This is a genomic window from Paenarthrobacter sp. Y-19, from assembly GCF_029223985.1.
Classification (GTDB): domain Bacteria; phylum Actinomycetota; class Actinomycetes; order Actinomycetales; family Micrococcaceae; genus Arthrobacter; species Arthrobacter nicotinovorans.
In genome coordinates this window covers 460,257-473,320 of sequence record NZ_CP119414.1, presented here as the reverse complement: position 1 = coordinate 473,320, position 13,064 = coordinate 460,257, and the positions used below count along the sequence as shown (strand labels likewise).

General features: G+C 60.1%; 13 protein-coding genes. 5 read left to right on the top strand and 8 right to left on the bottom strand.

Going from position 1 to position 13,064, the window contains the following annotated elements:
- Window positions 1-70 precede the first annotated feature (70 nt).
- Window positions 71-772 (top strand): type 1 glutamine amidotransferase domain-containing protein, encoded by a 702-nt coding sequence (locus PYR64_RS02300; protein ID WP_275778108.1) that lies wholly within the window; start codon window positions 71-73, stop codon window positions 770-772.
- Between the two features lie 194 nt (window positions 773-966).
- The gene (locus PYR64_RS02295; protein ID WP_275778106.1) at window positions 967-2,745 is read left to right on the top strand and encodes a GAF domain-containing protein; all 1,779 of its coding nucleotides are present in this window, start codon (window positions 967-969) and stop codon (window positions 2,743-2,745) included.
- A gap of 24 nt (window positions 2,746-2,769) precedes the next feature.
- Here PYR64_RS02295 and PYR64_RS02290 read toward each other — a convergent pair whose 3' ends face one another.
- The gene (locus PYR64_RS02290; protein WP_275778104.1) at window positions 2,770-3,216 is read right to left on the bottom strand and encodes a MarR family transcriptional regulator; all 447 of its coding nucleotides are present in this window, start codon (window positions 3,214-3,216) and stop codon (window positions 2,770-2,772) included.
- A 143-nt stretch (window positions 3,217-3,359) separates the two neighbouring features.
- Between PYR64_RS02290 and PYR64_RS02285 the strand changes: the two genes are divergently transcribed.
- Together PYR64_RS02285 and PYR64_RS02280 are read left to right on the top strand one after the other, a co-directional pair.
- Window positions 3,360-4,583 (top strand): MFS transporter, encoded by a 1,224-nt coding sequence (locus PYR64_RS02285; RefSeq protein WP_275778102.1) that lies wholly within the window; start codon window positions 3,360-3,362, stop codon window positions 4,581-4,583.
- 25 nt (window positions 4,584-4,608) lie between these two features.
- Window positions 4,609-5,574 carry an LLM class oxidoreductase gene (locus PYR64_RS02280; protein ID WP_275778100.1) on the top strand — a complete coding sequence of 322 codons (966 nt, stop codon included), beginning with the start codon at window positions 4,609-4,611 and terminating at the stop codon, window positions 5,572-5,574.
- Here the strand turns inward: PYR64_RS02280 and PYR64_RS02275 are convergent.
- On the bottom strand, window positions 5,571-6,365 hold the full coding sequence (locus PYR64_RS02275) for an SDR family oxidoreductase (RefSeq protein ID WP_275778098.1): 795 nt from the start codon (window positions 6,363-6,365) through the stop codon (window positions 5,571-5,573). The genes PYR64_RS02280 and PYR64_RS02275 overlap by 4 nt on opposite strands.
- 159 nt (window positions 6,366-6,524) lie before the next feature.
- Between PYR64_RS02275 and PYR64_RS02270 the strand changes: the two genes are divergently transcribed.
- The gene (locus PYR64_RS02270) at window positions 6,525-7,292 is read left to right on the top strand and encodes an SDR family oxidoreductase (protein ID WP_275778096.1); all 768 of its coding nucleotides are present in this window, start codon (window positions 6,525-6,527) and stop codon (window positions 7,290-7,292) included.
- A gap of 357 nt (window positions 7,293-7,649) precedes the next feature.
- On the opposite strand, the gene PYR64_RS02265 is transcribed toward PYR64_RS02270, so the two are convergent.
- The 6 genes from PYR64_RS02265 to PYR64_RS02240 form a co-directional block, all read right to left on the bottom strand.
- Window positions 7,650-8,684 carry an ABC transporter permease gene (locus tag PYR64_RS02265; protein ID WP_275778094.1) on the bottom strand — a complete coding sequence of 345 codons (1,035 nt, stop codon included), beginning with the start codon at window positions 8,682-8,684 and terminating at the stop codon, window positions 7,650-7,652.
- Between the two features lie 35 nt (window positions 8,685-8,719).
- The gene (locus tag PYR64_RS02260; protein WP_275778092.1) at window positions 8,720-10,249 is read right to left on the bottom strand and encodes a sugar ABC transporter ATP-binding protein; all 1,530 of its coding nucleotides are present in this window, start codon (window positions 10,247-10,249) and stop codon (window positions 8,720-8,722) included.
- Window positions 10,250-10,309: 60 nt separating this feature from the next.
- Window positions 10,310-11,344 carry a substrate-binding domain-containing protein gene (locus PYR64_RS02255; protein ID WP_275778090.1) on the bottom strand — a complete coding sequence of 345 codons (1,035 nt, stop codon included), beginning with the start codon at window positions 11,342-11,344 and terminating at the stop codon, window positions 10,310-10,312.
- Window positions 11,345-11,570: 226 nt separating this feature from the next.
- Window positions 11,571-12,347: an SDR family oxidoreductase gene (locus PYR64_RS02250; RefSeq protein ID WP_275778088.1), complete on the bottom strand. Its 777-nt coding sequence runs from the start codon at window positions 12,345-12,347 to the stop codon at window positions 11,571-11,573.
- Window positions 12,337-12,753, bottom strand: a complete 417-nt coding sequence (locus PYR64_RS02245) for a NifU family protein (protein ID WP_275778086.1) — start codon at window positions 12,751-12,753, stop codon at window positions 12,337-12,339. The genes PYR64_RS02250 and PYR64_RS02245 overlap by 11 nt, the downstream gene beginning before the upstream one ends.
- The gene (locus PYR64_RS02240) at window positions 12,750-12,923 is read right to left on the bottom strand and encodes a hypothetical protein (RefSeq protein WP_275778084.1); all 174 of its coding nucleotides are present in this window, start codon (window positions 12,921-12,923) and stop codon (window positions 12,750-12,752) included. The genes PYR64_RS02245 and PYR64_RS02240 overlap by 4 nt, the downstream gene beginning before the upstream one ends.
- Window positions 12,924-13,064: the final 141 nt, after the last annotated feature.

Here is a 13,064-nt window from a genome sequence, read left to right as displayed (position 1 = left end):
TGCCAATACCACAGTCGCGAGGAGCACCATCGAATAGCGAACCGCTTTACCTTCTCCCGAAAGGAACCTCATGTCCCGCATTCTTATGGTTGTTTCAGCAGCCGATTCTCTGGAACTCGCTGACGGCACCCTCCACCCCACGGGCGTATGGGCCGAGGAACTCGTAGTGGCCCATAAAGCCCTCAAAGCCTCCGGCGCAGCCATCACCATCGCCAGCCCGGGCGGAAAGAAATCACCAGTGGACCCTGGCTCGTTGAACCCGGACATCGTCGGCGACGAGGAAAAGGTTGAGGAGTTCAAGCAGTACATCGGGGAAATAGCAGACGAACTCGAAACCCCCAACTCCCTCGGCTCCGTCAATGTGGCCGAGTTCGACGCCGTCGTTCTGCCGGGCGGGCACGGTCCCATGGCCGATCTTGCCACGGACGCCCAGCTCGGTGCCTTGCTCGTAGCGGCGGACCAAAGCGGAAAAATCATCGCTCCCTTCTGCCACGGCCCCGCGGGCTTGCTCAGTGCTACTGCCCCGGACGGCAGCTTCGCTTTCGCTGGCCGTGAGCTGACGGTATTCACAGACGAGGAAGAGCTCGCCGGCGGCACCGGCGAGAAAACGCCCTGGCTGGTCGCCACCACGCTCGCCGAGCGGGGCGCGATCGTGAAGGCTGGCCCTGCATGGAGCAGCTACGTGGTCCGCGACGGCAACCTCATCAGCGGTCAGAACCCGCAGTCAAGCGAGGCTGTGGCGGCCGCCGTCGTCTCCGCACTCAGCGAGTAGACTCAGCCGCTAAGAACCGCAACGACGGCGACCCGTCCGGACCGCTGGTAACCGCGGCGCGGAGGCGTCGCCGTCGTTTAGCTCTATCCTCCCTACCCAACAATGGCAATACTAAGACTGTGAAAGAGCGGTCAGATCGAGCGTCCGAACGCCTCCGGAACTGGCTGAAGGCGCTCGGATCCATAGGTTCTGCAGTGAACCAGGGAGTATCCGTTGACGAGCTTCTGACCATGGTGGCCAGAACCGCCAGCGAATTGATGAGTTACGATTTTTCCTCGGTGACAGTCCCCGATGCCACAGGCACGGTCTTGCAGATCCGAGGTTCCTACGGCCTCTCCGATGAGTACATCCGGGACGTCAACTCACTCCACCCGATCCGCTTGCGAGGCACGTCCTTGCGCTCTCCGTCCAGCCAGGCTTTTGCAATGGGCGTTCCCATCCAAATCCATGATGCCGGCACCGATCCGTCCATTGGCCCATGGGCCCCGGCAGCGCTGGAGCAGGGCTACACGTCGATGATTGCTATCCCGCTCAACGCCCCGGGCGGCACCTTGGGGATCCTCAATTGCTTCACACGTCAGGCCCATTACTTCGACGCCGACGAAGTGTCACTGCTTTCGGTCCTGGCAGACCAAGCTGCAATCGCCATCAACACTGCCCGACTTCGCGCCGAACAAGCGATCACCATTTCTAAGCTGAATGCGCTGAATCAGACGTTGGAGGAACAATACGACCTCCAACGGCAAGTGGCCGAAGTTCACCAACGGCTTACGTCATTGGCTCTCAGCGGAGGTGGCTTGGATGACATAGGAACGGCGCTGTCTGAGCTGCTATCACGCACCGTGGTAATCCGAAGCGGCCACGAAACGGTGATGTGCGGCCCCTCGTTTGAGTCGGACATGCAGTTGGAAGCGCTGATGCAAGCGGCAACCCAAGGCGTCCAGCATCCCGTAAAAACCGGCACAGGCCTTTCCAACGTGATGCTGTCATTCGGTGATGGGTCACGAGCCTCTGCCGTTCGTGCTGCAGTGGTGGTCAAGGAAGAAGTCGTAGCCTGGATGTGGACTATCGGCAGCGTAGAAGAATTCACCCCGTTGGACCTGAGAGCGATCGAGCACGCAGCCACAGTTGTTGCCTTGGAACTCCTCAGCGCCCGGAACTCCGCCGAAGCGGCTTGGCACCAGGCGGGGGAACTCCTCCGGGAGATCCTTACCACCCGGGGTCCGCTGCCGGCTTCGCTCATCACACAGGCTGCGCGGATGGGGCACGATCTATCCCAACCGCATGCCCTGATTCTTTCGTCTGGCATCCCAGAAAACACCACTGGCCTGCAGGAGCGGCTCGCTGCCGCGGTTCACCACCGGGTGGAGTACTCCCGTCCCCAACCATTGCTGGGCTTTCACCAGGATTTTCTTGTCATGCTGTGGCCTTTAGGGGACAGCCCAGCGGAGTCCGTCCGCCCCATCGCAGAAGGTTTGCGGCTCGTCCTGAGGGACGGCGGCGAGGGAACCGAGGGCTCCCTGTCGGTACTTACGGGACCCGTATCCGGCCCACAAGGCTACCTCGAGGCGTTCTCAGTGGCCCGGGGTGCGGCGCATCTGGCCCGGCTCAGGGGAATGCGGGGGCGGACCCTGCTGGCGTCCGATCTGGGGATGGCGGGGCTATTGCTTCAGGTGCAGGACTCCTCCAAGGTCCGATCCTTTTGCGAGGAAGTCCTGGGGCCTTTACGCCGGCATGATTCGTCCCGACGGACAACACTGCTTCAGACGCTCAGGACATTGATGCGAAACAACCTGGACGCAGGCATGACAGCCGCACAGCTATCACTGGATATAGATGCGATTACGAGGGACCGACGGTTGGTCGAAAAACTCTTGGGTAGGGAGCTGACGAATGTGGCCACACTGACGCATCTCGCCGCAGCTTTGGAGCTGGAGGATGTTCTTACCGCCCTTGATACAGGGGCACACTAAACCGGACCCCACGAGAGTCATTGGTCACACGGAGGATCCTTGTGGCAAAGTGCGCACCAAGGGTGCCAGTTCAGCAATTCCTTCGGCCTCCGCTAGTGCCTGTTCCAGGGCGCCGTCATGCACGGGCCGGGCTGAAGCGAGCAATTCGCTCCCTTCGCCTGTGAGCTCGGTGTAGATACCGCGCCTGTCATCGGCACAGAGGATCCGCCGCAGTAGTCCGCGCTGCTCAAGCCTGTTCACCAGCCGCGTCGTTGCGCTCGGAGAGAGAGCCGTGGCCCGCGCCAGCTGTTGCATACGCATGTGCCATCCATTTTGCCGGTCCAAGGCGTCCAGGACGGTGAACTCAACCACGGAAAGGCCCGCCGTAGTTTGCAGGGCTTGTTCGAGCGCTCCTTCAATCAGCCCATGAAGGGCAGTCAACGTTCTCCAGCCTTGCGCGCGTACTTCTACGGCGTCGTCTTTGATGCTCATGGTTGTTCCTTTCGAGGTGGCGTTACACCGAATGAGAGATAGTTGCTTGCGCACTATATTTTCGTATGCAATGATCTATACAGCGCCTGCAACTAACAGCTTACGCGCACTATCCTCTTCCGTACAGTTAAAAGGAGAACGTCATGCCCATTGGGCTCATAGCCTTGGCCTTGGGTGGCTTCGGAATCGGACTCACGGAGTTCGTCATCATGGGACTTCTCCCGGAGGTCGCCGCTGATTTCGCGGTCAGCGAGGCCACAGCTGGCTGGCTGATCTCGGGTTACGCCCTCGCCGTAGTGGTGGGCGCATTATTGCTGACGCTGGCGATGTCGCGCATGGACAGGAAAACGGCCCTTGCCATACTCCTGGGTGTCTTCATCGTAGGGAACGTCCTGTCGGCGTTCGCTCCGGACTATTGGACCATGATGGCGGGCCGGATCATTGCCGCGTTGGCACACGGAGCGTTCTTTGGCATTGGTTCCGTCGTCGCAGCCGGCATGGTAGACCGCAACAAAAAGGCCGCTGCTATTGCCATCATGTTTACCGGCCTCACCGCCGCCAACGTCCTGGGAGTGCCGTTCGGCACCATGCTGGGACAAGCAGCAGGCTGGCGCTCCACTTTCTGGGCCATCAGCGTGATCGGCATCTTGGCTCTCGTGGGAATCCTTACCTTGGTCCCCCGTCCCAAGGACGCCGACTCCACTGAGTCCACGAGCCTTCGCAGCGAGCTCAGGGCGTTCAAGTCGGGGCAGGTTTGGCTGTCCATTGCCGTCACCATCCTGGGATACGGCGGAATGTTTGGAGCCTTTACCTACATTGCCTTCACGCTGACCGAGGTCTCGCACTTCACGGCCGCCACCGTCCCCTGGTTGCTAATCCTCTTCGGTGTGGGACTCTTCGTGGGAAACGCCCTTGGAGGAAAGGCTGCTGACCGAAACGTGGACCGGACTTTGCTGGTGATACTTTCCGTGCTGCTTGTGGTCCTGGTGGCGTTTGCCCTGACCGCGGACAACCAGCCTCTTGCCATCGCGTCCTTGGTACTCATGGGCGGATTCGGCTTTGCTACCGTCCCAGGTCTGCAAATGCGCGTCATGGCCTATGCCAAGAGTGCCCCCACCCTGGCATCCGGGGCAAACATTGGCGCATTCAACGTGGGCAACGCTTTGGGAGCCTGGCTGGGCGGCGTCACCATCACCGCGGGCCTCGGCTATACCTCCCCAATTTGGGCAGGCGCGGGGATCACGCTACTTGGGCTCATCGTCATGGTGTTCGCTGCGACAGCCGCCCGACGCGCCGCCCAGCGAGAGGCACAATCCCCCGCAGGACAGCAAACAACCGAGCAGCACCTCGCGGGATCCCAGCTCTAGCCCTCCCCCGTATCGAGAGATGATCATGACCTTGAAAACAGCCCCCTTCACTGCTCCTTTGCCCGCCCTTGATGCCCTCTGCCGGAACGGCGCCGGCTTGAGTATCGGCGTCGAGTTCCCTCTGGACAACGACTTTGCCCGGCATGGTCGGCCAGGGTCCACCGGACAGTTCGGCATTCCGGACCTGACCCACCAGCGCCGCAGGGCCGAGCTGGCGGACCGGCTGGGCTTTAAGGCCCTATGGCTGCGCGATGTTCCCCTTTGGGTTCCAGCCTTTGGTGACGCCGGTCAGGTGTTTGACCCGTTCCCGTATCTGGGGTATTTGGCGGGGGTCACGGATTCGATCCTGCTGGGAACAGCCGCGGTGGTCTTGCCTCTGCGCAATCCGCTGCACGTGGCCAAGATGGCCGCCTCCATTGATCAGCTGTCCGGAGGCCGCCTCATACTCGGGGTTGCCTCAGGCGACCGGCCCAACGAATATCCAGCGTTCGACGCCGATTTCGACTCCCGCGGGGAGCGGTTCCGTTCGTCAGTAAACGCCATCCGGACGGCCTGGCGGGAGAGTTTGGGACCGGAGGACACCGTGAAGGTCCTGCCCCCGCCCGCCCAGGACCCCATTCCATTGGTAGCAGTGGGACGCGCACAACAAACCACTGACTGGATCGCCTCCACCATGGACGGCTACATGACCTACCACCGTCCCGGGCCCCTGATGCAACCAGTCGTGAACCGGTGGAACCACGCAGTCCCGGACGGCCAGCACAAGCCCTTGCTGACAACCATGCTGCTTGACTTGGTGGAGGATCCCCGGGCGACCGCCGAACCGATCCGGTTTGGCGCCCGCCTGGGTCGCAACTCCCTTGCCCGGTACCTCGAGGAGCTGGAGGCATCCGGCGTCGGGCATGTGGCGCTGAATTTCCGACCCAGCCAGCGCCCCGTCGAAGACGCGCTGGAGGAAGTTGCGAAGCACGTCCTGCCGGCTTTTTCCTAGGGGAAGATCGAGTCGACATATCCACCGTCTACCCTCAAGGCGCCTCCCGTGGTGGCCGAGGCCTGAGGCGAGCTGAGGTAGACCACCATATTGGCAATCTCCAGCGGGTCGATGAGCCGTTTGATCAGGGAGGCCGAGCGCTCGGTGGACATGAATTTCTCCTCGGCTTCATCCCAGGGCATATCCGTGCCAAACTTCTCTCCGATGAAGCGGACGGCGCCATCGGTCTTTGTGGGCCCTGCGATCACCGAATTCACCGTCACGCCGGAGCCCGCGGCAACCTTGGCGTAGCCCCTAGCTGCGGCGACCAGGGCAGTTTTGGAAACGCCATAGTGCAGCATGTCATGCGGCACGGAGATGGCTGCATCGCTGGCGAGGTAGAGAACCCTCCCCCATTTTTGGCGCATCATGGCTGGCAGGAGGGCCCGCGTCAGCCGAACAGCGGAAAGGAGGTTGACGTCCAGATACTCTTGCCAGTCCTCGTCCGTAATATCCAAGGCATCCTTCGACTCGTAGATACCGAGGTTGTTCACCAGGATGTCCACTCCTCCTACCTCGCTGGCGAGCGCCGCAACCCCCTGCTTGGTGCCGAGGTCCCCAGCTACGGTCCTGGGCTTGCGGACATCAGCGGCAGCCGAGATGTCGGCAGCGGCGCTGTCCAGCGAATCCTGGCTGCGACCGCTGAGCACCACCGTCGCTCCGGCCTTGGTCAGCTCCTTGGCGATGGCCAAGCCAATACCTTGGGATGAGCCTGTAACCAAGGCGGTCTTACCGGTGAGATCTATCTTCATGGTGAATGGAATCCCTTCGAAACGACTGTCGAGTGAAGTACTCTGTTTTCTATGCTACGGACAAATTGTCCGTATTGCGATAGATGCATCGCTGATTTCTTTGGCGTTTAGGCGCTTGGCTTGATGAAAGTGGAGTAGGAAATGGATCAGAATCGATTCTTGGGAAAAACAGTCATGGTCACGGGCGCTGGGTCCGGGTTGGGCGCTGCTGTCTTCAAGAGGTTCCTCCTTGAAGGAGCAAACGTAATCGGCGTGGACCTCAGCGCAGAATCAATGGAGCGGTTCCGTGAGCGGAACTCCGTCCTGTCCGGTCAAATGACGCTCAAAGTTGCCGACGTCGGTGACTCCGATGCTATCGAAGCAATCATCAATGAAAGCGTGGAAGAACTAGGCGCGTTGGATGTCTTGGTCAACAACGCTGGAATAGCTCCGACCGGGCCCGCAGCGACTACATCGAACGAACTTTGGCGGTCCGTCATGAAGGTCAACGTGGATGGTTTGTTTTACGCAACACGGGCGGCGCTCCCGCACCTGATCCGGTCCCAAGGCAACATTGTCAATACCGCAAGCGTCTCGGGCATTGGCGCGGACTACAACTATGCCGCCTACGACGCCTCGAAGGGTGCTGTCATTAACTTCACGCGCAGCGTAGCGGTCGATTACGCCCAACGGGGTGTCCGCTGCAACGCCGTGGCACCCGGGCCAGTCCTCACGCCCTTGCTGCAAAAGAACCTCGACTCCATGGAGGGGCTGAAGGAGGCATTCGGACGCTCCATCCCCCTGGGCCGCATAGCGGCATCCGAAGAAATAGCACCGGCCTTTACCTTCTTGGCCTCGTCTGATGCCTCCTATGTCAACGGGCACATCCTCACCGCAGATGGTGGTGTGACGGCCTGGAACGGCCAGCCCAATCCCAACGACCTTTAGACATGACCGCGTCTCCCGGAATCGCATCGGTTACTCCGAGACGGTTCCGGGTGACCTGACGCAATGCGTCAGGGTCCAACGACCCACGCGGGCACGCGGCAGGCTCTCTCTCGGTATATTTCGACTGATGCTGGGGAAGCTTGTCCGATACATCACCTGACACGTCAACAGGGTCTCCACCGAACGTAGGCGCGGGCGCGTGCGAATCTGTGGAAAGTACTCAAACGGAACGGATCTCCAGCGTTATCGCTGGATTGTTCGCAGCAAGTAATGTCCCGCTGCACCCCTACCAGGGTGCCGGAACGAAAAGCTCCCTGCGCAAATCGCGCAGGGAGCTTCGCTGGGTCAATGTGTCAATCAAGTCCGTTTGAGAGGAAGATTGCCACGGTCGCTGATGACGGCCAGCACAATGACCACTCCAATGACCACGGGTTGGAGATTCGGCGACACGTTCAACAGGGTAAGCCCGTTGTTGAGAACTCCGATGATGAGAAGACCTATGAACGTACTGAACATCGAGCCAACACCACCTGAAAGACTGGCACCACCGATGACCACTGCCGCGATCACGCTTAGGAGATCTGAAGCACTGCCCGCGGTTGGCTGGGCTGAATCCAGCCGAGCTCCCACAGCCAGGCCCGCCAAGGCGGCCAGGAAACCGGCGATGACGTACACGCGTGCCTGGGCCAGCCTGACACTGATGCCGGAGAGGCGGGCGACCTCTTCATTGCCGCCGATGGCGTAGAGCTGCCTTCCAGAGGGTCGGTACCGCAACCATAGCGCTGCGAGGACGAAGACCAGCAGCATCAGATACACCTGCAAAGGTATGCCCAGCAGTCTCGTCCGGGACAGGCCGAGGAACCACTCAGGGAAGCCGATAACCGGGTTCCCGTTGGTGATGTACAAAGCGAGCCCCGCCCCGGCAAACATGGTTGCCAACGTGGCGATAAATGGCTGGACGTGCCCGAAAGTCACCAAGAGTCCGTTCACCAGGCCGATGAAAGCCCCAAGAATGAGCCCGCAGACCATCGCGAGCCAAAAAGGCAAACCTATTTCCTTGTAAAGAAATGCGGTGGCCATGAACGACAACGCCATGGTTGAGCCCACAGACAGGTCAATGCCTCCCAGGATAATGACCAAGGCGGCGCCTACGGCCATCATGCCGATGTAGGAAACCTGGCTGAGAACGTTGATGAGGTTGTTCGGCGTCAGGAAGTAGGGCGAGAGCAGGGACATTGCGATGCAGATGACCACTAGCCCAATCACCGGGCCCGGAATATTCTTGGCGAGCTGCTTGATTCTCGTTTGCCATGGTTCCTGGCCAGTACCTGAGCCGGTATTCGTCCGGGCGCCTGGCTCGACTTTAGGGCCGACGGTGTTTGTAGAGGGCACAGTCTTATCTTTCTTTTTTGAAGGGTATGGGTGCGCTACGGCACTGAGAGTTCCATAACACGGTCAGGGAGGGCCTCCTCACGGCTGAGAATGCCGCGCTGCTGCCCCCCTGCCATGACGAGCACACGGTGAGAGAGTCCGAGGACCTCTTCGAGCTCTGAGGAGACGACGATGATGGCTACCCCGTCGGCGGCCAGTTTGCGAACAATTTCATAGATTGCGGCCTTTGCGCCGACATCAACGCCACGCGTAGGCTCGTCGAGGATGAGGACCTTTGGTTTCCGCACTAGCCACTTCGCCAGGAGTACTTTCTGCTGGTTTCCTCCGGATAGGAAAAGGACAGGAATGTCCAGGTTCCCGCGGATGTCCAACTCCTGTGCCTGTGCGCGCTCGACGCGCTTCACGGTCCTACTGGAAACAAAACCACTGGGGGTCAGCGTTTTTTCCCACGGCAGGACCATGTTCTCGCCACCGCTTCTGCCCAGGTTCAGTCCCTGGCCCTTGCGGTCCTCGGGAACCATGAAAATGCCTTGCTGAATGGCGCTGGCAACATTGCTAATCTTCACCGTTTCGCCGTCGACGGCGATCGTCCCGGCGTCCGCACGATCGGCACCGGCAAGCGTCCTGACAACCTCGGTACGGCCTGCTCCTACAAGACCGGACATCCCAAGAATCTCCCCTTTGCGCACAGAGAAGGAGATATCGCTAAACGCTCCATGTCGTGCCAGGTCCTTGACCTCCAGCACAATTTCCGGCTCAGCCGGTTGAGGGGCCTCGTGAGCGTAAACGAACTCGCGGCCCACCATGGCACGGATCATTTGGTCCTTGCTGACATCCCCGGAATCCCAGGCCATGGCCCTGTGTCCATCGCGGAGGCAGAGAATTTCGTCAGCAATGGCCGAAATTTCGTCCAACCGGTGGCTGATGTAAATCACACCAGCTCCCCGATCGCGAAGGACTCGGATCTGTTCCAGGACCTTCTCTGTTTCCTCCTGCCCCAAAGACGCCGAGGGTTCGTCAAAGATTACATAGGACGGGTCCCGCAGGATGGCCTTCGCGATCTCTATTTCCTGCTGCGCCGCCATGGAGAGTCCGGCAACCGGTCGGCGCGGGTTGATCTTGGCTCCTAAAACAGCCAAGGCCGCCTCCGCTTGGTCAACCATGGAGGCCGTATCCACCCGGCCCCGTTTTTTGGGCCATCGTCCCAGAAACATGTTTTCGGCAACGCTAAGGCGTGGGACCATCTTAATTTCCTGGTGAATAATGGCCACACCGCTGTTCAGCGCAGAAGCCGGACCCGTGGGAGCGTAGGGCACTCCATTGAGCAGCATCTCTCCTGCATCCGGTGATTTGATGCCTGCCAATATGGAGCTCAGGGTGGATTTACCGGCGCCGTTTTCCCCGATGAATCCAAGAACCGTCCCTGCTCTCAGGGTGATATCCACTCCATGCAGCACAGTGTTGCCGCCATACTGTTTGGTGAGGCCTATGCCCTTGAGGGCCTTGGGCTCCTCGGTCAGCGATCCTCCATTGAGAGGTGCCGGTCCCGTGCTCAGGATTGACATGATTTCCTTCGTGGTTTGGGGGTTCCGGCCTGCCCGGACACCGGGCAGGCCGGACGTGTGCTATTTCGCCGGGCCGTAGTATCCGGCGGATCGGGCCTCGTCAAGGTTTTCCTTGGTGACAAGAACCGTGGGCTGAAGCTGTTCTTTCTCAATGGACGAGGCGTCGCCACTCATGGCTTTGATAGCTGTCCGGACAGCCAGCTCGCCCATCTGGTACGGCTCCTGGGACATCGTGGCCAGAACCTGCCCGGACTCGATGGCGTCGTAAACCTGCGGGAAGCCGTCCACACTGACGATTTTGAGGTTGGAGCGGCCGGCCTGGGCTGCAGCCTTTGCCGCGCCGAGGGCCATGCCATCGTTCTGGGCAAAGATTGCCTGGAGGTCCGGGTTGGCAGTAAGCACGTCCTGGGCCACGTTATAGGCCTTGTTTTCGTCCCAGTCAGCGTTGGTGGTGGAGACTACCTTGATGTCCGGGTTTTTCTCCAAAATGCTTCCGCATCCCTTGGAACGCTCAATTTCCGTGGAAGAGCCTAGAACACCCTTGATGATTGCGAGGTTCCCCTTGCCGCCCATCTGCTTGGCCAGGTAATCACATAACTCGGTGGATGCTTTGACGCTGTCGCTGCCAATGAACGTGGCCACATCACCTTGAGGGCGTTGGTCGATGGCAACTACCGGGATATTGGCGCCCTTGGCCTCCGCCACTCCTGCAGCGCCTGTTGTTGCGTCCTGCATGGCGAAGATAACTGCCCCTACCTGCTGTGTCACCAGGTTCTGCACCTGATTGACCTGCTGGGACGAATTGCCGTTCGCATTGAGTACTACAAGTTCGTAGCCTTCGTCAGCGGCAGCCTTCTTCATGCCGTCTACAGCGGCGACGTAAAAGAGGGACTGGAATTCAGGCATCGAAACACCAATGGTCTTCTTACCTGATGCCCCGGCATTGGCAGCGTTGTCGGCGCTGCAGCCGGTCAGAGCCAAAGCGGCCGCGGCAAGCATGGCCAAGGCGATGCCCAGCGGGCGGCGGGTGCTGTGTTTCCTCGTTTGGCCAAGTTGGACAGGGGTTGAATGTATTGTGCGGCTTGATTCGTTCATCACGATGGGCCTTACCTCTCTGTAAGAAAATCTCGAACGGTGATGAGGGTTGGGGAGTGTGGCTCTTGGCTTTGCTGAGATGAGCCATGTTCTCTGGCGAGGCCGGAGATTGGGCCGGACGCCTGCGAAGCTATTTCCAGTTTGTGAGCAGCGTCACGATAAGTCCAAGTCAAAGATTCTTCGGTGCTGATAACCCCTGATTATCGGATTGCCGAAACGGTGTTACTCACCAAGCGGTGAATCCTCCGTCGACAACGAGGTCCGTCCCCGTGCAGAAGCTGGCAGCCGGAGACAACAGAAATAAGGCAGGACCTGCCATTTCGAAGGCATCGGCCGGCCGCCCCAGCGGGGTGTTCCTGGTGACAGCCTCGTCCAGGATGCTCGCCACCTCAGCTCGATCGTTCATGGGTGTCCGAGTGAACCCGGGAGAGATGGAATTGACGCGTATGCCGTACCGGGCCCACTCAGTGGCCAGCGATTTGGAGAGGTGCGCCACGGCAGCCTTGGAAGTGTTGTAGTGGGACTGCAACATCTCCCGGTGGGAGACGATTCCGGAGATGGAGGCCAGGTTGACGATCGCCCCTCCCCCGTTTTCCCTCATTGCCCGGGCCTGTGCCTGGCAGCTGAGGAAGACCCCCGTAACGTTTACACGCAACACGCGTTCGAACTGCTCCGCGGTCATGTCTTTCGCTGGAACTGCCCCAGCTATCCCAGCAGAATTCACTGCCGTAGTGAGGGGCCCCAACGAGCCCTCGGCCCGTCTCACGGCGGAGGCCATCTGCTCCGCGCTGGTTACGTCGGCTCCAATGAACTCGGCCTCCCTTCCCTCCGCTTCTATTGCTTCCAAGGTTGCTGAGGCATCGCTGGAAGGTAGGTCAACCACGGCCACGTGACTGCCCATCTGGGCCAGGGCGATGGCAATGGCACTACCTATTCCCGATGCCCCGCCCGTCACCATCGCTACGCCGTCGTCGAGCCTGAACGAAAGCTTCCTATGGCTCATACCGGTGTTCTCCCACCTCGGCGGCTGCCTGCGTTTGACAGGCCCCGGGCTGCCTAGGCCGCAGGGGGATCGACGTCCTCAAGGCTGGCTGCGCCGGCCGGTAATGTGCTGAACCGCCAAGCGTGGCGGCGATGCGATCCAGGGCACGCCTTGATGCATGGACCTGGGAAGACCTCACGTCCTGGACGCCATCCACCTGCATGAGCCGGGACCGGACCAAGCCGGCAAACGTCACCGAGATTGCCGGGCACGAATGGCAGGCGTTGTGAAACGCGACCGTGACCACGCCATCCTCAACACCTAAAATAGTCAGGTCACCGGAGTGGCCTTTAAGCAAGGGACGGATATAGGACAGAGCCTCCTGAAGATCCTCTTCCAAGGGCCCAACGCCCTGGTTCTCGGTCACAGCAGCCCCAGCTCCTTCTTCTTGACCTCAAGATCAATCCCCAGTCCCCGGGCGAAGTTCAGGCCGAACACCTGTTCCTTGATTTCGGGCGTCAGCTCCGGGTAACCATATTTGTCCTGGAGTTCCTCGGGCATCTCAAGGTTGGCCCACGTGTCGATGTAGGTCTGCATGTGCGGCCAGAGAAATCCCTCTGATCCGTAGCAAAGTTTGGTTGTGACAGGTTTAGATGGCCCCGGTAGGACGGTTATTTCTGGCCCCAATTCTAGACTCGCCGGGCGTTTGTGACGGTTATATGTGGCCCCACCTTCAAC